This window comes from Geodermatophilus sabuli, assembly GCF_010686765.1.
GTDB classification, from domain to species: Bacteria; Actinomycetota; Actinomycetes; order Mycobacteriales; family Geodermatophilaceae; genus Geodermatophilus; species Geodermatophilus sabuli_A.
In genome coordinates this window covers 237,469-255,525 of sequence record NZ_JAAGWF010000002.1, presented here as the reverse complement: position 1 = coordinate 255,525, position 18,057 = coordinate 237,469, and the positions used below count along the sequence as shown (strand labels likewise).

15 protein-coding genes are annotated in these 18,057 nt (G+C 74.1%); 3 read left to right on the top strand and 12 right to left on the bottom strand.

Annotated elements, in window-relative coordinates; translation table 11 throughout:
• Positions 1-12 precede the first annotated feature (12 nt).
• The 8 genes from GCU56_RS01370 to GCU56_RS01335 all read right to left on the bottom strand — a co-directional run bounded on the left by GCU56_RS01370 (position 13) and on the right by GCU56_RS01335 (position 9,482).
• The gene (locus GCU56_RS01370) at positions 13-1,665 is read right to left on the bottom strand and encodes an HAL/PAL/TAL family ammonia-lyase (RefSeq protein ID WP_163479703.1); all 1,653 of its coding nucleotides are present in this window, start codon (positions 1,663-1,665) and stop codon (positions 13-15) included.
• Between the two features lie 66 nt (positions 1,666-1,731).
• Positions 1,732-2,706, bottom strand: a complete 975-nt coding sequence (locus GCU56_RS01365) for a patatin-like phospholipase family protein (protein WP_163479702.1) — start codon at positions 2,704-2,706, stop codon at positions 1,732-1,734.
• Positions 2,707-2,778: 72 nt separating this feature from the next.
• Positions 2,779-4,137 carry an aminomethyl transferase family protein gene (locus GCU56_RS01360; RefSeq protein ID WP_163479701.1) on the bottom strand — a complete coding sequence of 453 codons (1,359 nt, stop codon included), beginning with the start codon at positions 4,135-4,137 and terminating at the stop codon, positions 2,779-2,781.
• Positions 4,138-4,238: 101 nt separating this feature from the next.
• Positions 4,239-5,237, bottom strand: a complete 999-nt coding sequence (locus GCU56_RS01355) for an ABC transporter substrate-binding protein (protein ID WP_163479700.1) — start codon at positions 5,235-5,237, stop codon at positions 4,239-4,241.
• Between the two features lie 62 nt (positions 5,238-5,299).
• Complete coding sequence (locus GCU56_RS01350) at positions 5,300-6,988, bottom strand: thiamine pyrophosphate-binding protein (protein WP_163479699.1); 1,689 nt, start codon at positions 6,986-6,988, stop codon at positions 5,300-5,302.
• 270 nt (positions 6,989-7,258) lie between these two features.
• Positions 7,259-8,080 carry a fumarylacetoacetate hydrolase family protein gene (locus tag GCU56_RS01345; RefSeq protein WP_204331248.1) on the bottom strand — a complete coding sequence of 274 codons (822 nt, stop codon included), beginning with the start codon at positions 8,078-8,080 and terminating at the stop codon, positions 7,259-7,261.
• The gene (locus GCU56_RS01340; protein ID WP_204331247.1) at positions 8,080-8,562 is read right to left on the bottom strand and encodes a nuclear transport factor 2 family protein; all 483 of its coding nucleotides are present in this window, start codon (positions 8,560-8,562) and stop codon (positions 8,080-8,082) included. Before GCU56_RS01340 ends, GCU56_RS01345 begins: the two co-directional genes overlap by 1 nt.
• Positions 8,559-9,482, bottom strand: a complete 924-nt coding sequence (locus GCU56_RS01335; RefSeq protein ID WP_163479697.1) for a dioxygenase family protein — start codon at positions 9,480-9,482, stop codon at positions 8,559-8,561. The genes GCU56_RS01340 and GCU56_RS01335 overlap by 4 nt, the downstream gene beginning before the upstream one ends.
• 224 nt (positions 9,483-9,706) lie before the next feature.
• Here GCU56_RS01335 and GCU56_RS01330 point away from each other — a divergent pair, with 224 nt between their 5' ends.
• Positions 9,707-10,456 (top strand): IclR family transcriptional regulator domain-containing protein, encoded by a 750-nt coding sequence (locus tag GCU56_RS01330; RefSeq protein ID WP_163479696.1) that lies wholly within the window; start codon positions 9,707-9,709, stop codon positions 10,454-10,456.
• 13 nt (positions 10,457-10,469) lie between these two features.
• On the opposite strand, the gene GCU56_RS01325 is transcribed toward GCU56_RS01330, so the two are convergent.
• Complete coding sequence (locus GCU56_RS01325) at positions 10,470-11,984, bottom strand: aldehyde dehydrogenase (NADP(+)) (RefSeq protein ID WP_163479695.1); 1,515 nt, start codon at positions 11,982-11,984, stop codon at positions 10,470-10,472.
• Positions 11,985-12,125: 141 nt separating this feature from the next.
• On the opposite strand from GCU56_RS01325, the gene GCU56_RS01320 reads away from it, so the two are divergent.
• Positions 12,126-12,914 (top strand): hypothetical protein, encoded by a 789-nt coding sequence (locus GCU56_RS01320; protein WP_204331246.1) that lies wholly within the window; start codon positions 12,126-12,128, stop codon positions 12,912-12,914.
• A 12-nt stretch (positions 12,915-12,926) separates the two neighbouring features.
• Positions 12,927-14,117 carry an alpha/beta hydrolase family protein gene (locus GCU56_RS01315; RefSeq protein ID WP_163479694.1) on the top strand — a complete coding sequence of 397 codons (1,191 nt, stop codon included), beginning with the start codon at positions 12,927-12,929 and terminating at the stop codon, positions 14,115-14,117.
• A gap of 49 nt (positions 14,118-14,166) precedes the next feature.
• Here GCU56_RS01315 and GCU56_RS01310 read toward each other — a convergent pair whose 3' ends face one another.
• The 3 genes from GCU56_RS01310 to GCU56_RS01300 all read right to left on the bottom strand — a co-directional run bounded on the left by GCU56_RS01310 (position 14,167) and on the right by GCU56_RS01300 (position 18,021).
• Entirely contained in the window at positions 14,167-14,844 is a 678-nt protein-coding gene (locus GCU56_RS01310; RefSeq protein WP_204331245.1) for a hypothetical protein, read from the bottom strand.
• Positions 14,841-15,197, bottom strand: a complete 357-nt coding sequence (locus GCU56_RS23330) for a hypothetical protein (RefSeq protein ID WP_204331244.1) — start codon at positions 15,195-15,197, stop codon at positions 14,841-14,843. The genes GCU56_RS01310 and GCU56_RS23330 overlap by 4 nt, the downstream gene beginning before the upstream one ends.
• Positions 15,198-15,303: 106 nt before the next feature.
• Positions 15,304-18,021 carry a LuxR C-terminal-related transcriptional regulator gene (locus GCU56_RS01300; protein ID WP_163479693.1) on the bottom strand — a complete coding sequence of 906 codons (2,718 nt, stop codon included), beginning with the start codon at positions 18,019-18,021 and terminating at the stop codon, positions 15,304-15,306.
• Between the last annotated feature and the right edge of the window lie 36 nt (positions 18,022-18,057).

Here is an 18,057-nt window from a genome sequence, read left to right as displayed (position 1 = left end):
GACCGCAGCACCTCAGCGGCACTCCCAGGGCGAGTGGGCGCGCAGGCTCTGGTCCACCTCACCGACCGACGCCAGGATCGGCCCACCCTTGGCGAGGGCGTCGATGAGACCCTCGACCATCGGCTGGACGATCTGGTCCATGTCGTTCCAGAGCAGCGGCCGCTCGCTCGACGGCGGCCCCGACGCCGCCTCCCGGGCCGCCACGTACAGCGCTCGGGTCGCCGGGGAGAGCACCCCCCGCGCGTCGTAGCTGCCCGTCGTGAGCTGCGCGCGCAGCTCGACCGCCTGGACGGCGCAGAACAGCGCGACGGCCATGAAGTGGGTGAAGACGTCCAGCGACTCGCGGGCGAGGTTGGCCGAGTTCATGGCCTGGCTGTTCACGTTCTGGTTGAACTGCTCGGCGTGGGTCGGGAAGCGGTCGACGATCGACTGACCGTAGAAGGTCATCAGCGGCATCAGCTGGTTGCCGGCGATCTGCAGCGACTTGAGCCCGACGTTCATCCCGTCCGGGTTGCCGACGAGGGACGGGCTGAGGCCGTGGCTGAACTCCGGCGCCATGAGCAGCGCGATCTGCACGTCGAGGTGCTTGGCCATCAGCCCCAGGTGGTAGCGCAACTGGTCCATGGCCACGCCGGTGTACTGACCGAGGAAGTTGCCCGTGTGCAGGATCTCGCCGCGGTCGGGGTCGATCAGCGGGTTGTCGTTCGCGCTGTTCGCCTCGATCTCGATCTGCCGCTTGACGAGGGTGAGGCCGTCCACGATCGGGCCGGCGAACTGCGGCAGGCAGCGCAGCGAGTAGCGGTCCTGGATCAGCTCGCCGGCCGGGCGGTCGCGATCGCCACCCTCCTCGTGCCGGACGGTCGACGAGCCGCGGACGAGCCCGGCCATCGTCGCCGCCGTCCACACCTGCCCGGGGTGCGGCTTGGACGCGTGCACGAACGGCGCGAAGCTCTGGTCGGTCCCGAGCAGCGCCTGGACGACGAGCGCGTGGACGCCGAACCCGACGGCGACGAGGTCGATCGCGCGGTCCACCGCGTTCGCGGCGATCCCGGTGCAGGCGCCGGTGCCGTTGTTGAGCGCGAGCCCCTCCTTCGGCTGGAGCTCCAGCGGAGCGAGGCCCAGCCGCTCCAGCGCCGACAGCGCGTCCAGGGTCTCCCCCTCGTGGTCGACGAGGAAGGACCGGTCGAGGCCCAGCACCGCTCCGGCGATGTAGCTCAGCGGCACCAGGTCGCCGCTGGCCCCGATGGACCCCCGCTGGTGGACGTGCGGGGCGGCGCGGGCGTTCAGGAACGTGACGTAGCGCTCCACGATCTCCAGCCGGATCCCCGACGCGCCCTTGAGCAGCGAGTTCGCGCGCAGCAGCATCGCCGCCCGGACGTCGGGCTCCGGCAGGCGCGGCCCGGCGGCGGTCTTGTGCTGCCACAGCGCCAGCCGCTGGAGCTCGACCAGCTGGTCCGGTCCGACGTGCCGGTCGGCCATGGCGCCGAACAGCGTCGAGACGCCGTAGACCGGCTCCCCGCGCTCGATCGCGGTCCGGATCACCTGGCGCGACCGCTCCATCCGGTCGCGCACCCCCGGATCCGCCGTGACCTGCACCTCCGCCCCGCCGACCACGGCGGCGATCTGCTCGATGGAGAGGCCGTCGCCGGAGATCGTGACCGTCATGTCGGAGACCGTCCTTCGCGCTCGGGTGGGAACCGCCGGGACCGGGGTGGCCGAACGGTCGACGGGTCAGCCGGGCCCGGTCGCCAGCCGCATGAGCTCCGACACCCGGGGGTCGGCGACCCGGCGGCCGGTCTCCAGGAAGGACTCCTGGATGATCTCGGGGAGCCGCGCCCGCGACATCATGTCGTTGCCCATCACCTGCTGCTCGGTCGCCCCGGGAGCGAAGACCAGGGTCCTGGTCCCCGCCGCCTCCAGCGCCCTGACCTCCCGGGCCAGCAGGCGGGTGGCGTGCCGGCGCGCTGCCGTGTAGAAGTCGGGGCGCCAGCCGGCCGATCCGCTCATGGGCGAGATGACGATGACGAGGTCGAGGCCCGAGCCGCGCAGGATGGCGGCGTTCGTCGGGGAGTGGACGCCGCCGTCGACGTAGCCCCGGCCGTCGATCTCGACCGGGGCGAAGTAGCCGGGCACCGCGCAGGACGCGGCGACGGCGAGGTGGAGGGGCACCTCGGGCGTGCCCGGGCGGCCGAACACGACGCGGCGTCCGTCCCGCTGCCGCACCGCGCAGATCCACAGCCCGGCCGCCGGCCAGTCCGTCTGCTCGAGCTCCCGCAGGGCGGCCAGCTGCGCCACGATGTCGTGCCGTCCCGGCGCGAGCAGGGCCATCCCGGCGGCGAGCGGCCGGAACTGCCACGGCCGGGTCAGCGCCCGCTGGACCATGCGCCGGCCCGGCAGGCGCATGGGCCGGCGCAGCAGGCTGAGGGGGTCGAAGGGCGCCAGCTCGGGGACGGGCGTCGTCGCGATGGACCGCATCACCGCACCGTCGCCGGACAGGGGGGCCTTGACCGTCCAGGCCGCCAGGTCCTCCGCCGAGACCCCGAGCCGCAACAGCGTGCCGGTGATCGACCCGGCCGAGGTGCCGACGACGGCCTCGACCCGGCGGGCGTCGAAGCCCAGATCGTGCTCGAGCACCGCCAGCACGCCCGAGTGGTAGGCCTGCCCGACGACACCCCCGCCCCCCAGGACCAGGCCGACGCGCGTCATGCGTCGAGCGTGTCACGCCGGCCGGGCGCCGACACGCCGACGGCGGGGACGTCTCCCGGCGCCCGGGACGGTCTAGACGGGCGGGCGGGTGCCGATGCGGGCACGGATGGTCGTCTGGACGTGCGGCTCCACGGTCGGGCGTGCCGCGCCGCCGTCCTCCTCCCCCCAGACCACGACCGCCTCCGCGCCGTCCACGGCGTCGGCCTCGTCGACCATGGCCAGTGACACCCAGCCGCCGATGTTGGCCGTGTACCCCGCGTAGAGCGACAGGCCCACCAGGCGGTCACCGGAGAGCACCGCGTCGAAGGGCAGGGTCGCGTAGACCGACTTGGGGATGTCGAGGTACTTGGGCCGGGTGCCGGGCGGGTCGAACAGGCTGCTGCGGATGACGCGGGCGACGTCGTCGGGGTCCCAGTGCAGCCACACCTTCCGCCGGTGCGGGCGGTCGGCGAGCTGCTCGAGCGCGGACCGGCCCAGGAAGTCGTGGTCGAACCGCACCAGTCCGCCGTAGCCGAGGTCCCACGGCGTCGAGTAGTAGTCCTCGATGTCGCCGGAGGTGAAGCTGCCGCCCAGGGACGCGGTGGCCTCCCACCCGTCGCCGGGCAACCACTCCCGATAGGCCGTCATGTGCTCGCCGGAGTAGATCGCCGGCATGGGTGAGGCGATCCACCCGGACTCGAAGGAGGTGGTCGGGTAGGCGAGCACACCGCCCCGGCGCAGGCCGAACTCGTCGCCGGCCGCCAGGAGGGCCGCCATCACGGCCGGACCGTGCTCGGCCGGGCCGGTCATCTCCAGGCCGGTCGTCTCCAGGCCGGGGACCCCGGACATCGTGTGGTTCAGCGCCCGGATGGGGCAGCCGGCCAGCGTGAACTCCCCGATCCGGAAGAACGGGATGCGCTCGATCGGGCCGCCACGGGCCTGCTCGAGGATCCGCAACGCCATCGGGCCCTGCAGCTGGTACCGGAAGACGAGGCGGCCGGCCGGGTTGGCGACGGTCCGCTCGTCCCGCCGCACCTCGACGTCGTAGCCGCCGGTCTCCGCGTGGAAGGCGACCCAGTTGGGGACGGCGGGGCGGCCGACCAGGCTGACCTCGTCGTCCTCCAGACCGAAGAGGACGGCGTCGCCGATGACGTGGCCGGCCTCGGTGCACGCCACGAAGTGCTTGGCGCGGTCGCGACCGAAGGTGGCGATGCTGTTCACGCCCAGGTCCGACAGCAGCCGGCCGACGTCCGGGCCGCGGAAGTAGACGTCGGTCATGTGGGAGGACTGGTCGAACACGACCGCCGTCTCCCGCCAGGCGACCTGCTCGTCGCGCCAGTTGGTGTACTCGGGCGTGCCCGGGATGGCGTACGTGCTGGCCGGCGACGAGCGCAGCATCGTGACCGGGTCCCCGGCCTGCTGGATCTCCTGTTCGAGGCTCGTGCGAGGCATGACGACTCCAGGTGGGGAACGGCTCCGGGGACAGCGGCGCGGACGTGCGGGGCGGGGCGTGGGTGCCGGGCGCGGACGGGCGCCCGGCACCCACGGCCGCGCTACTCGAAGACCAGCGACTCCACGTCCACCTCGGGCAGACCCTCCGGGCCGTACTCCCGGGTGATCTCCTCGACCGTCCGCAGGCCCTCGACGTCCACGTCCGTCGACCACGTCGAGATGTTGATGTTCTCGATCACCGCCGGCGGGATCTGGGTGTAGCCGCCGATCGCCTCGTGCACGGCCTCGGGGTTCTCGTTGGAGAACTCGTTGGCCTCGAGGATCGCCGCGTTGAACCGCTCGATGACGTCGGGGTTGCCCTCGGCGTACTCACTGGTCGCGACCCAGTGGCCGGTCGGCAGGCCGGGCCGGGTGGCGTAGAAGGGGTCGAAGATGAAGCGTCCGCCGTTCTGGACCACCTGCGTGAAGAACGGCTCCGAGGTGACCGCGGCGTCCACCTGGCCGGTCTCCAGGGCGGCGGGCATGTCCGGGAACGGGATCTCGACGAACTGGATCGTCGAGGAGTCGACGCCCAGGTTGTCCAGGCCGGCCCGCATGGTGATGTCGGCCAGGTTCGCCAGGGTGTTCACCGCGATCCGCTTGCCCGCCAGGTCCTCGACGGTCTGGATCGGGCTGTCGCCCCGGACGGCGAGCGGAGATCCGCTCGGCTCCGCGTCGTCCTCGGGGCCGATCGTCCCCGGGGCCACGATGCGGATCGGCAGCCCCCGCGCGGCCGAGATCACCGTGCCGGTCGTCGCCGACCAGCCCACGTCGATGCCGCCGCTGACGAGGGAGGTGACGACCTCCGCCCCGCCGGCCTGGACGAGGGTCTCGACCTCGATGCCCTGCTCCTCGAAGAGGCCCTCGTTCTGGGCGACGTACAGGGGCGCCAGGTTCGCGATGGGCAGGACGCCCACGCGGAGCGTGACGGTCTCCTGCCCCCCTCCCCCGCTGGTGGCGGCCGCACCGCCGCCGCCCCCGCCGCCGTCGTCGTCGGAGCCGCAGGCCGCGACCCCCAGGGTGAGCAGCACGGCCCCGAGCGTGGCCAGGGTTCGTCTCATGTCTTGTTGCCTCTCCGTGGTCGCCCTCGACCCGCGTCGAAGGGCATGAGGGTGTGGGACGGTCAGTGATCCCCGAAGACGTGCGCCGACCAGGTCTCCTCCACCCGGCCGTCCACCTTGCAGTCGAGCAGGAACAGCCCTGCGGGAGCCCGCAGCCAGTCGGCGAACTCGCCCGCCATGTCCGCGCGGGAGCGGACGACCGCCGCGCGCCCGCCGAGGGCACGGGCGATCCCGGCGAAGTCCCGCGTCCCGAACTCGACGAGGTCGGTCGGCTCGCCGCGCGGGCCGAACAGGTGGACCTCGGCGCCGTAGGCGCCGTCGTCCATGACCACGACCAGGACCGGGTCGCCCTGGGCCGCGAGGCTGTCGAGTTCCCCCAGGTTCATGAACAGGCCGCCGTCGCCGGTGACCACCATCGGGAAGGCACCGGGCCGGCCGACGGCGGCGCCCAGCCCCGAGGCCAGGCCCAGCCCCAGCGACATGAACGCCTGCGTGAAGACGAAGCTCCTGGGCTGGTCGACGCCGACGTGCATCGCGACCCAGCCGACGTAGCGGCCGCTGTCGGTGACGACGGTGCGCGGCGACGGGAGCAGCGCATCGAGCTCGACGAGCACCTCGCGCGGGTCGATCGTCGTCGCGCTGCCCTCGTACACCAGGTCCCACCCGGGGTCGGAGACGTGCGACGCGTCCAACCGGGTACGCCAGCCCGTCGCGACGTCCCCGCCCGGGCCGAGCAGGGCCGACAGCGCCGCCGCGGTCGCCCCGGCGTCCCCGATCAGGGCGAGGTCGGGGGTCCGGTGGCCGGCCAGTGCCGCCGGGTCGTCGTTGACCGTGATCAGCGGGACGCCGGCGCCGATCACCTGGTCCTTCTGCGTCGTCCAGCCGTTGAGCGTGGCGCCGACGGAGACGACCAGGTCGGCCTGCGCGATCAGTTCCCGGGCCCGGGGCGAGGCGAAGCCACCGCTGATCCCCACGCACCACGGGCTGCCGGCGAACAGGCCCTTGCCCAGGGCGGTCGTCGCGAAGAGGGCCCCCAGCCGGTCGCCGAGCGCCAGGACGGCGTCCTCGGCGCCCGGTCCGAAGGCGCCCCGGCCGGCCAGGACCAGCGGGCGCTGCGCGGCCGCCAGCAGGTCCGCGGCCCGGCGCAGCGCCCCCTCGTGCGGCACCGTGGTGGACGGCTCCGGGAGGACGACGCCACCACCGGTGCGGCAGGTCTCGCGCTGGACGTCGATCGGCAGCACGAGCACCACCGGCCGGCGCTCGGTGGCCGCGCGCACCCAGGCCCGCCGGGTCTGGACCAGCGCCGAGGCGCCCCGCAGGACCCGCTCGACGCCCGCTCCGGTGGCCCGGACGAACGCCTCCTGGTCGATGCGCTGGTTGTCCAGGTTCGTGCCGGTCGTGGAGGAGTCACCCACGACCACCAGCAGGGGGGTGTGCGCCTTGGCCGCCTCGGTCAGCGCCGTCACCGCGTTGGTCAGGCCCGGCCCCTGGTGCAGGGTGCAGACGCCGACCCGGCCCGTGGCGCGGGCCCAGCCGTCGGCCATGGCGACCACCCCGGCCTCGTGCCGCGCCCAGCGGTGGGCGACGCCGTGCCGGCTGACCATGCGCTGGACCAGGAGGAAGTTGCCGCTGCCGAGCAGGCTGAACACCACGTCGGCACCGAGCTCGGCGAGCAGCTCGGCCACCGCCTCGAAGGCCGGCGCCTCCCGGACGGCCGGCGCGGCCCCCGCGGGCCGCAGCACCGCGCTCACCGCGCCACCGCCGGGGCGCCGGCCCCGGTGGCGTCCAGCCGGACCGGGTCGCTGCGGTGGACCGTGCCCGGCCCGGAGACGGCGCGCATGGGGGTTCCCTTCGATGGTGGAGGGCCCGGCGGCCGGGAGGCGCGACGGGCAGTGCCAGCGCAGAACGCGGTGCGCCACCGCAGGGCGGTGCGCGACCGTGTGGGAGGAACGCGTCGAGCGGCCGGCTCGGCCGGGCTCAGCGGCCTCGCGGGAGCCGGGATCCGCGAGGCATCCGGTCGGTCACTCCCGGAGCTGCTCGCCCAGTGCGACGCCGAGTGCCTGGTCGCTCGACTCGGGCATCCAGCCCGCCTCGTCCAGGATGTCGTGCTCGCCCTCGGCGATCCGGTTCTCGAGCACCCCGAGCCCGTCGCACTCGACGGTGACCACGTCCCCGGGCTCCACGGGGCGCGAGTTGGCCGGCGTGCCGGAGAAGATCATGTCCCCGGGCAGGAGCGTCATCATCCGGGAGAGGTCCGCGATGAGGTAGCTCATCGAGAACACCATGCCGCCCAGGGTCGACTCCTGGACGACCGTCCCGTTGACCGTCGTCCGCAGGACCTGGTCCCCCGGCACCCAGCCGCGCACCAGTCCCGGCCCGACCGGTGCCAGCGTGTCGGCGCCCTTCACCCGCAGCATCGACCCCCGGTCGGCGTGCCGGAAGTCGTGCAGGGCGAAGTCGTTGGCCAGCGTGAAGCCGGCGACCGCGTCCAGCGCGGAGGCGACGCCGACGTTGCGCGTCGCCCGGCCGATCACGATCGCCACCTCGCCCTCGTAGTTGAGGAACCGGCAGCCCCGGGGGCGGATCACCGTGCCCTTGTGCGCCGTCAGCGCGGACGGCGGCTTGAAGAAGTAGTTGGGCGCCGGCGGGCCCTCCGTCTTCAGCTCGTCGATCCGGTTCTGGTAGTTGAGGTGCGCGCAGATGATCTTGGTCGGGACGGCCGGCGGCAGGTGGACGGCGTCGTCGGGGGCGATCCGGCGCCCGTCGGGAGCCTCCAGCACGTCGCCGCGCCGGACCATCTCGACCGGCGCGCCGTCGAGCAGGATGCGACGGACCTCCTCCATCACGAGTCCTCGAGCGGAGGCGCGGACGTGGCGTAGCCGAGGCCCTCGTAGTCGTAGCCCTCGATCTGCAGGACGGAGAGCTCCGGGTCCTGCGGGGACGCGTAGTAGGCGCGGATCTCCTGGATGAAGCCCCGCTCGCTGAAGACGTACCACTCGTCGCCGCGCAGCAGCACCCCCGCCCGGCGCTTGAAGTGCGACCACTCGATGACCGCGCGCCGGGTCGGCGGGTCGGTCATCATCTGGTCGATCGTCCAGAAGGAGCCGCCCTCGGTCACCGCGGCGTGCCACTTCTCGCCGATGGTGCGCGCCCCGCGGAACGGCCCCTCGTACATGCCCGGGGGGAAGTAGTGCACCCCGTCGGGCTCGAAGTAGCTGGCCACCCCGTCGACGTCCCCCTCGTTGCAGGCGGCGAAGTAGTCGCGGATGAAGCGCTCCATGCTCTCGGGGGTGAAGTCGCACCCCACGCCTCCGGAGTTGGTCACGCCTGGGTCTCCAGCTTCGTCTCGCGCTTGGCCGACACCGGCGGGGTGGGCAGGAACGCCTTCCCGGGCTCGATGGTGAAGGTGTGCTCGAGGCTGTACCAGTCCTCGTCCACCGCGGGGTCGGGCGCCGGCTCGCCCTCGTGGTGCACGTAGGTGCCGATCAGGGTGCCGACGACCCCGAACTGGGCGTCGGTCTCCAGCATCGGGTCGTCGTGGCTGTAGAGCTGGGAGGCGATCGTCTTGTAGCCGGGCTTGTAGATCAGCGCGTGCAGGTGGGCCGGCCGGAACGGGTGCCGCTTGAGGCGGTTGAGGAGGTCCCCCACCGGTCCCCCCATGGGCACCGGGTAGCCCGAGGGCTTGATGCTCTGGAAGGCGAAGACCCCGTCGGCGTCGGTGAAGAACTTGCCGCGCAGGTTCCACTCGGCCTGGTCGGGGTCCTGGTTCTCGTAGAGACCCACCGGCGAGGCGTGCCACACGTCGACCTCGGCACCCTCGACCGGCTCGCCCTGCAGGTCGACGACGCGGCCGGTGAAGAACAGGGGCGGCCCGTCGGTGGGCGAGCGGACGATGGAGTCGCCGTTGCGCATCGTCGGGCTGCCGGCCCGCCAGAAGGGGCCGAGCAGGTTCGCCGAGGTCGGCTTCCCCTCGTCCCCGTTGTTCATCAGCGTCACCAGCGTCGACAGCCCGAGGGAGCCGGCCATCAGCCGGACCTCGTTGTGGCTGGGCGTGGTCATCTGCCCGAGCTTCGCCACGATGTCGATGGCGGCGTTGAACTCGGCCTCGGTGAGGCGCACCTCGCGGGCGAAGTCGTGCAGGTGCCGGACCAGTGCCTGCACGAGTTCCTGGAAGCGGGGGTCGTCGGCCCGCTCGGTCTCGGCGAGCACTGCGTTGGTGATGTGGTTCGCGTCCTCGATGATCACGTCGCACTCCCGTTCCCGGGCCGGCGGGGACGGAGGCGTCCGAGCCGGCCTGCAGTGAGGCGGCAACAGTGATGGAGGCAACCCACCAGTGTCAACATGATGAACGCGATTCCAGTATGTTGAACAGCGACCAGGCACAGTCGAAGGGGGCCCGCGTGTCGTCAGCTCGTGATCCAGCGTCCGGCGGGCCCGACCGGAGCTCCGCCGACGGGAGCCGGTCGGCCGTGCCGGCGCTCGACCGGGCGCTGCGCGTCCTGCACCTGCTGCAGGAGTCGCCGCAGCACGGCTACACGATCACCGAGATCGCCCGGACGCTGGACCTGCCCAAGTCGACCGCCTACAACCTCTGCGGGGCGCTGGTCCGGGGGCAGCTGATCCGCCAGTCGCGGGACGGCTTCCAGCTCGGCCGGGGCCTGCTCGAGCTCGGGTCGGCCTACGTGAGCAGCGTCAACATGGTCACCGAGTTCTACGACGTGTGCCGCGACGCGCCCCTGGACCTGAACGCCGTGGTGCAGCTGGCGGTGCTGGACGAGGACCTGCAGGCGGTCTACCTCGCGGAGCAGGACTGCAACAGCGGCCTGCGGCTGGGCCTGGGCGTCGGGATCGGCCGGCGCGTCCCGGCGAACTGCACCGCGTGCGGCAAGGTCCTCATGTCCATGCTCGCGCCCGACGAGCTCGACCGCCGGCTGGCACGGACGCCGGAGCTGCCCCGGCTGACCCGCAGGTCGATCACCTCGCGCCGCGGACTGCTCAAGGAGATCGCCGACGCCCGCACCACCGGGTACGCCTACGACGACGGAGGGGTCATCACCGGCCTGACCTGCGTCAGCACCGGCTTCCCGACCAGTCACGCCGACGGCGGCCTGCTCGCCGTCAGCATCTCGGCCTCGGACGACACGATGGACGACGCCCGTCGAGAGGTCATCCGCGGCGTGCTGGACGACCTGGTCGGCCGGCTCCGCGCCCGGCTGTAGCAGGACGGCCGGCTCACCCGGGCAGCCGCAGGACCCCGTCGACCCGCCGCGGGATGGCGTCGTGGTCGTCGGTGAGCTCCGCGGGGAGCAGGTCCTGCGGAGCGCCCTGCCAGGTCACCGGTCGCAGGAACCGCCGGATCGCCGTGGTGCCCACCGAGGTGTGCTGGGAGTTGGTCGAGGGCCACGGCCCGCCGTGGTGCTGCGCCCACGAGACCGCCACCCCGGTCGGGTAGGCGTCGTAGACCAGGCGCCCCGCGCGGGTGCGCAGCTCCTGCGAGACGGCCAGCGGCAGCTCGGTCTCGCCGTCGCCGCGGAGCACCGTCGCGGTGAGCGAGGAGGGCATGGCGTCGAGGGCGGCGAGCAGCTCCTCCTCACCGTCGTAGCGGGCCACGACGGAGACCGGGCCGAAGCACTCCTCGGTGACCTCGGGCGGCAGGTCCCGGGCCGACGTCGTCAGCAGCCGGGCTGCCGCCCCGAAGCCCGGGCCGGAGGGCTCCTCGGCGCGGGCCACCTCCTCGACCCCCGGGGCCGTGGCCAGCTGGTCGGAGACGCGGCCGTACGAGGCGGCGATGCCCTCGTTGAGCAGGATCTGCGTGCCGACGGCGCGCACCGCCTCGGCCATCGCGTCGACCAGCCGGTCGCCGTCGGCACCGGCGGGTACGAAGGCCAGGCCGGGCTTGGTGCAGAACTGGCCGGCACCGAGGGTGAACGACCCCACCAGCTCGCGACCGATCGTGGTGCCGCGCTCGGCGGTCGCCCGCGGCGTGACGACGACCGGGTTGAGGCTGCTCAGCTCGCCGTAGAAGGGCACGGGGTCGGGGCGCTGCTCGATGATCTGCTGCAGGGCCCGGCCGCCGGACAGCGAGCCGGTGAAGCCCACGGCCCGGATGGCGGGGTGGGCGACCAGGTCGGCCCCGGCCTGCAGGCCGTGCACGATGCCGAGCGTCCCCTCCGGGGCGCCGGCCCCGCCGGCGGCCGCCGCGAGGACGTCGAAGACCAGCTGCGAGGTCGCCGGGTGCGAGGCGTGCGCCTTGACCACGACGGGGCAGCCGGCGGCGAGCGCCGAGGCGGTGTCGCCGCCGGGCACGGAGAAGGCGAGCGGGAAGTTGCTCGCGCCGAAGACGGCCACCGGGCCGATCGGGACGAGCATCCGGCGCAGGTCCGGTCGCGGCCCCATCGGGGTGTCCCCGGCGTGGTCGATGGCGGCCTCGAGGTAGCTGCCCTCGTCCAGCACCTCGGCGAAGACCCGCAGCTGGTAGCAGGTCCGGGTGAGCTCGCCGCCCAGCCGGGTCGGCCCGAGCGCGGTCTCCCGGTCGGCGACCGAGACGACGTCGTCCCGCCGGGCCTCCAGGGCGTCGGCGAGGGCCCGCAGCAGTGCCGCCCGGCCGGCGCGGCCGAGCTCCTCCAGCGGAGCGGCGGCGGCCAGCGCGGCGGCGCAGAGGCGGCCGACCTCCTCGGTCGTGGTCTCGGGGGCGACGACCTCGACGGCCGCTCCGGTGCGCGGGTCGACACTGACGACGTCGGCCATGGTGGTCCTCCGGGAGTGCGGGACGGGTGGTCAGCGGGGCCGGTCGATGTATACCCGGTGCGCCGTCCGGGGCCGTCGCCGGTGCAGGGACGTGCGCTCCCGTTGACGTCGACGGCACGATCGCGGGAGGCGCGCTCCCGGATGCGCGCCGGGGAGGGCGCGGTGGGCCTCGACCCGGAACTGCTGCCGGTGCTCAGCGGGCGGCGCGAGCTGGTCGCGTGGATGGTGCTGGCCTTCCTCACGACCTTCCTCGCCACCCGGTTCGTCACGCACGCCATCCGCTCCGGTCGCGGACCCTTCCGCGACGCGAGCGTCGGCGGCGTGCACGTGCACCACGAGGTCTACGGCATCTTCCTGCTGCTCGGCAGCGGGACCGCGGAGTTCGCCTACCGGCCCGGCGGCGGCTGGGGCAGCCTCCTCGCGGTGCTCTTCGGCGCCGGCGCCGCGCTGACCCTCGACGAGTTCGCGCTGTGGCTGCACCTGGAGGACGTGTACTGGTCCCGGGAGGGCCGCAGCTCGGTGGACGCGGTGCTCATCGCGCTGGTGATCGGCGTGCTCCTGCTGATCGGCGCCAATCCCTTCGACGCCGACCGGTCAGCGGGCGAGGGCGTGGTGGCCCTGACCCTGCTGGTGAACCTGTGCGCCGCCCTCGTCGCCATCCTGAAGGGGCGGGTCGTGCTCGGCGTGGTGGGGGTGTTCGTGCCGCTCGTGGCCGTCCTCGCCGCGCTGCGGCTGGCCCGGCCGACCTCCCCGTGGGCCCGCCGCCGGTACCCCGCCGGCAGCCGGCGCGCCGCCCGGTCCCGGCAGCGCTTCCCGCCGGGGCGGAGGAACCGCTGGGACGCCCTGGTCGACCTGTTCGCCAGCGTCCCGCACGGCACGCGGCCCCGAACGGCGACGCCGACGGAGCCAGACCCTGAGCACACCCGCTGAACGGAGCCCGGCATGCACGCCTTCTTCGAGGACGACGACCTCCAGTTCGCCGTCGAGAACGTCCTCGGCAGCGTCTTCCACCGCGCGGCCGACGTCGGCGAGGTCCTGACCACCGTCGACCGGATCCCCCACGGCCATCCGGAGGCCTGGGTCTCCGAGTGGACCGCCACCGCCGACCGAGTCGCCGGGCAGGCCCGGACCGCCGAAGCGGCCGGCCACCCGCGATCGGCAGCGGCCCGCTGGCTGCGAGCAGCGAGCTACTACTCCGAGGCGTCCGACCGGGCGGAGGCCGCCGACGACGCCACCGGCCTGTGGGAGAGGCACCGGGCGGCCTGGGACCGGTTCGCCGACCTCACGGACACCACCGTCGAGCGGCTGCAGATCCCCTACGAGGACACCACCCTGCCCGGCTACTTCTTCCGCTCCGGACCGCCCGACGCAGCGCGCCGCACGCTGGTCTACACCAACGGCAGCGACGGCTCCGTCGTCGGCGCGTGGACCCGCGGCATCGCCGACGCCCTGGCCCGCGGCTGGAACGCCATGACCTACGACGGTCCCGGCCAGAACGCCGCACTGATGCGCCAGGGGCTGCCGTTCCGGCCGGACTGGGAGAACGTCCTGACCCCGGTCATCGACCATCTCGCGCCACGCCCGGACGTCGACCCGGCCCGGATCGCGGTCATGGGCGTCAGCCAGGGTGGCTACTGGGTCCCCCGTGCAGCGGCCCACGAGCACCGCATCGCCGCCGCGGTCGCCGACCCGGGCGTCGTCGACGTGTCCACCACCATGCTCCGACAGCTCCCGCACGTCTTGATCCGGCTGCTCGAGTCCGGGCACCGCGAGGAGTTCGACCGGGAGATGGCCTGGGCGTTGAAGCTCTCACCGTCGACCCGCAGGATGCTGCAGTGGCGCATGCGCCCCTACGGCGTCAGGTCACCGTTCGACTTCTTCACCGCCGCGCGCTCCTACGCGGTGACCGACGACCAACTGGCCGCGATCACGTGCCCGATGCTGGTCACCGACCCCGAAGACGAGCAGTTCTGGCCCGGCCAGTCCGCGCGCCTGGCGGCCGCTCTCACCTGCCCGGTCACCCTGCTGCCCTTCACCGCAACCGAGGGTGCGGACTCGCACTGCGAACCCGCGGCAGCCGGCCTGCGCGGCGAGCGGATCTTCGACTGGCTCGACGAGCACGTCGCCGCCTGAGGCCGGCTCCGTCGCCCGTCCCCCGACGGGCCCGGGCCGGTCGGCGTCGTCACCGGACCGCGACAGCCTGGGCCGGAGCCGGGGTGCCGGCAGGGTCGGCCGCCTGACGCCGGGCCCGCCACAGCGAGACGCCGAGGCCGGTCATCGCGACGGCCACGGGCAGCGCGGCCAGCCGGGCCAGCGAGTGCGGGACCAGCGGCACCGCCAGCGTCACGACCGTGCCGGCCGCCAGCAGCGCGGCAGCCCAGCGGGCCAGCACCCGGGCGCGGAACAGCGCGACGCCGAGGGCGAGACCGCCCAGCAGGTAGAGCCCGAAGCCGAGGGGTCCCACAGCGGTCACGGCGCCCAGGCCGCCGGTGCCCTCACCGCTGAAGATGCCCAGGAGGTCGTCCACCAGCTGCGGCGCCTCGCCGGCCAGCTCCGGGAGGACGAGCGCCTCGACGAAGGTGAACGCGACCGTCAGCAGGTAGAAGGACCCGAACAGGACGAACCCGACGAGCCCCAGGAGGCCGGCCTCGCGGACCTGCCGCAGGTAGATGCCGGTCACGCCGACCAGGCCGAGCACGGCCATGGCGAGCGTGAGGTGGTGCATGACCGCCCAGCCGGTGGTCGAGACCGCCGAGACCGTCTCCGCGGGGTGGATGAACTGCACGAGCCCGTACAGCAGGCCGGAGGCGGCGGCGGCGAGGCCGGCGGCGCCGCTGAGTCGGGCGGTGGTGACGGTCATGACGGGTCTCCTGGGTGGGGGTCGTCGCCGGCCGGGTGCCGGACACGGTGCGACGCTAGGGACCGGGATGGTGAGCCCGGATCACCAGACGATGTGATCTCCGGTGGTGATCCTCCGTCGGAGGGGACCTGCCGGAGCGACAGCAGCGGGAGCCCGGTGTCGCGCAGCCGCTGCAGGACGCCGTGCAGTGCGGCCTGGTCCGGGACGGGACCGCGCAGGAGCGTGGTGCCGTCGTCCTCGGTGGTGATCCGCAGCCCGTCGAACCAGGCCGCCCACCGGGCGGCGAGGTGGCCCCGCACCCGGATCTCGTAGCCCAGCGGGCCGTCTGCACGATCGCCGCGGACTGCGCTCATCGCCTGCTCCCCGTCTCGTCGATGCGCGGAGTCTGGGCGTCGCGATGGTGAGCCGGGATCACCACGCCTGGTGACCGGACTGGTGACCCGGGACCGGGGTGGGTGGTCAGCGCGGGCGGGACCGGGACAGCAGGTCGAGTTCGGCGCCCCGGCGGACCGCCGCGCGCCGGTTGTTCACGCCGAGCTTGGCGTAGACGTTCCGCGTGTGCGTCCGCACGGTGTTCAGCGACACCACGAGCTCGCGGGCGATGCCGGGGCCGTCGAGGTCGGTGCCGAGCAGCCGGAGGAGCTCCAGCTCGCGGACGCTCAGCGGCTCGACCGGTCCCCGCCCGCGCGGGTCGTGGGTGGCCGCGGTCCGGGCGGCCAGGAGCCGGCGCACACCCGCGGGAGCGGTTCCGCCCTTCGCGGCCGCGCGGAGCAGGGACGTCATCTGCGGTCCCTCGTCCAGGAAGACCCGCACCTGCCCCTCCGGTTCCGCGAGCGCCACCGCACGGGTCACCGAGCCGACGGCACCAGCCGGGTCGCCCCCGGCCTGCTGCGCCAGCGCTCGCAGCACCAGGACCTCGATCACGCTGCCCGTCCGCCCGCCGTCCTCCGCCGCCTGCAGCAGTCGCTCCAGCAGCCGGTGCGCCTCGTCCAGCGGCCGGTCGTCGCCCGCCGTCGCGTGCTCCGCCAGGAGGACCCGGGCCAGCGTGACGTGCTCGAACTCCCGCAGGTAGGACAGCTCGTCCGCCACGGACAGCCCGCGCTCGCGCGCCCAGCCCCGCGCGCGGTCGGCCTCCCCCTGCGCGCTCCACAGCCGGGCCCGCAGCGCCGCGATGGGCCGGACGTCCGGGAACATGTCGCTGACGTAGAGCCGCTCCGCCTCGTCCAGGAGGGCGAGCGCACCGTCGAGGTCACCGTCGACCGCGTGCACCCGGGCCCGGGCGATCCGCAGCCGGTGCCGGTTCTGCGGCAGGCCGGCGTGCTCCCCCAGCTCCGCGCTGGTCGCCAGGTGCCGGCGCGCGGCCTCGAGGTCGTCGCGCTCGAGGAGGACCTCGGCCATCCCCACGTGCATGTCGGCGGTCCCGCGCAGCACCGGCGTCCCCTGCGCCGTCGCGCTCCCCAGCCCGCGCTCGTAGCCGGCCAACGCGTCGCCGAGCCGGCCCTGCGCGATCCGGATGTCGGCCAGGGCGATCGCGATCCCGAGGGCGTCGGCGGCGTGTCCGGCCCGCTGCAGGCTCGCGTGCGACTCCGACCACCACCGGTGCGCGGTCTCCAGCTCGCCGCGGCTCCAGTGCGCGAGACCGAGCAGCCCGGCCGCCGACCCGCGCGGGAGGTGGTCGTCGTCCCCGGCCAGGTCGAGCACCCGGCGCGCGTGGGTGATCGTGCCGGCGACGTCCCCCGTCACCCGGGCGAGGGCGGCGCGGTAGACGGCGACCTCGCCCCGCACGCGGCGGAGCAGGGCCTCGTCCGCGCCACCCGGGGCGACCGGCGAGACCCTCTTCCCCGCCGCGTCGACCCAGCCTTCGGCGTCGCGGAGCCGCCGGTCCACGCCGTCGACGCGGCCGCGCATGAGCAGCACCCCGGCGTACGTCGTGCTGAGGAGGGGCCGGTCGGCCAGCACCTCGTCGGGGAGGGCCTCGAGCCAGTGGCTGAGCGTCACCTCCTGGCGGTCCCGGCGCATCGCCGGCAGCGCCAGCTCCACCAGCTCGGCGGCCCGCTCGGCGTCCCCGCCGGCCAGCGCGTGTCGGATCGCCTCCGCGGGCTCGCCGTGGCGGGCGTGCCAGCCGCTCGCCCGCCGGTGCAGGTCGGGGACCAGCTCGGGGCGCTCGTCGAGCAGGCGCACGCGCAGCACGTCGGCGAACAGGTGGTGGTAGCGGTACCACTGGCGGCGGTCGTCGAGCGGCACCAGGAACAGGTTCGCGCGGTCGAGCGCCTCGAGCACCGACCGCGCTCCCGTCCCGCCGACGACGGCGTCGCACAGCGCACCGGTCAGCCGGCCGAGCACGGAGGTCCGCAGGAGGAAGTCCCGGACGTCGTCGGGCTGCCGCTGCAGGACCTCCTCCAGCAGGTAGTCCACGACGTACCGGTCGTCGCCGGCGAAACCCGCGATGAAGCCGGTGGCGTCGTCGCGGCCCTGCAGCGAGAGCGCGGCCAGCTGCAGCGCGGCGATCCACCCCTCGGTGCGGGCCGCCAGGGTCTCGACGTCCCCCGGGCTCAGGGCCAGGCCCGTCGACCGGTCGAGGTAGGCCGCGGCCTCCGCGGTCGTGAACCGCAGGTCGTCGGCACGGACCTCGACGAGCTCCCCGGCCGCCCGCAGCCGGGCCAGCGGCAGCGCCGGATCGGCGCGGGTCGCGATCACCAGGTGGACCTGCGGCGGGAGGTGGTCGAGCAGGAAGGCGACCCCGGCGTGCACCTCGGGCGACGCGACGACGTGGTAGTCGTCGAGGACCAGCACCAGGTCGACCGGGACGGCAGACAGGTCGTTCACCAGGGTCGCGAGGACCTCGTCCAGCGTCGCCCCGGACGACTGCAGGAGGGCGAGCGGGGCGTCACCGACCCCGGGCGCCGTCGCCTGCAGGGCGGTGATCAGGTAGGTCCAGAACACCACGGGGTCGTCGTCCCGCTGGTCGAGGGAGAGCCACGCCGTCGACCGGCCCTGCCCGGCGGCGGCCAGCCACTCCGTGAGCAGGGTCGTCTTGCCGAACCCGGCCGGCGCCGACACGAGGGTGAGCGCTCGCTGCGCGCCACGGTCCAGCTTCTCGCCCAGGCGTGGGCGCGCGACCGCGCCGCGTCGCCGCTGGGGGCGGTGCAGCTTAGTCGCGAGGAGTGGACCCGCCATGAGCCCTCCCCTCGACGGTGCAGTTCGCTGCCCCGA

What these genes read in the sequence shown, in the direction of transcription:
- GCU56_RS01325 (WP_163479695.1), bottom strand. Translation starts at nt 11,984, where the DNA reads ATGGCCGACGTCGTCAGTGTCGACCCGCGCACCGGAGCGGCCGTCGAG.
- GCU56_RS23330 (WP_204331244.1), bottom strand. Translation starts at nt 15,197, where the DNA reads ATGAGCGCAGTCCGCGGCGATCGTGCAGACGGCCCGCTGGGCTACGAG.
- GCU56_RS01355 (WP_163479700.1), bottom strand. Translation starts at nt 5,237, where the DNA reads ATGAGACGAACCCTGGCCACGCTCGGGGCCGTGCTGCTCACCCTGGGG.
- GCU56_RS01310 (WP_204331245.1), bottom strand. Translation starts at nt 14,844, where the DNA reads ATGACCGTCACCACCGCCCGACTCAGCGGCGCCGCCGGCCTCGCCGCC.
- GCU56_RS01370 (WP_163479703.1), bottom strand. Translation starts at nt 1,665, where the DNA reads ATGACGGTCACGATCTCCGGCGACGGCCTCTCCATCGAGCAGATCGCC.
- GCU56_RS01345 (WP_204331248.1), bottom strand. Translation starts at nt 8,080, where the DNA reads ATGGAGGAGGTCCGTCGCATCCTGCTCGACGGCGCGCCGGTCGAGATG.
- GCU56_RS01300 (WP_163479693.1), bottom strand. Translation starts at nt 18,021, where the DNA reads ATGGCGGGTCCACTCCTCGCGACTAAGCTGCACCGCCCCCAGCGGCGA.
- GCU56_RS01365 (WP_163479702.1), bottom strand. Translation starts at nt 2,706, where the DNA reads ATGACGCGCGTCGGCCTGGTCCTGGGGGGCGGGGGTGTCGTCGGGCAG.
- GCU56_RS01320 (WP_204331246.1), top strand. Translation starts at nt 12,126, where the DNA reads ATGCGCGCCGGGGAGGGCGCGGTGGGCCTCGACCCGGAACTGCTGCCG.
- GCU56_RS01315 (WP_163479694.1), top strand. Translation starts at nt 12,927, where the DNA reads ATGCACGCCTTCTTCGAGGACGACGACCTCCAGTTCGCCGTCGAGAAC.
- GCU56_RS01360 (WP_163479701.1), bottom strand. Translation starts at nt 4,137, where the DNA reads ATGCCTCGCACGAGCCTCGAACAGGAGATCCAGCAGGCCGGGGACCCG.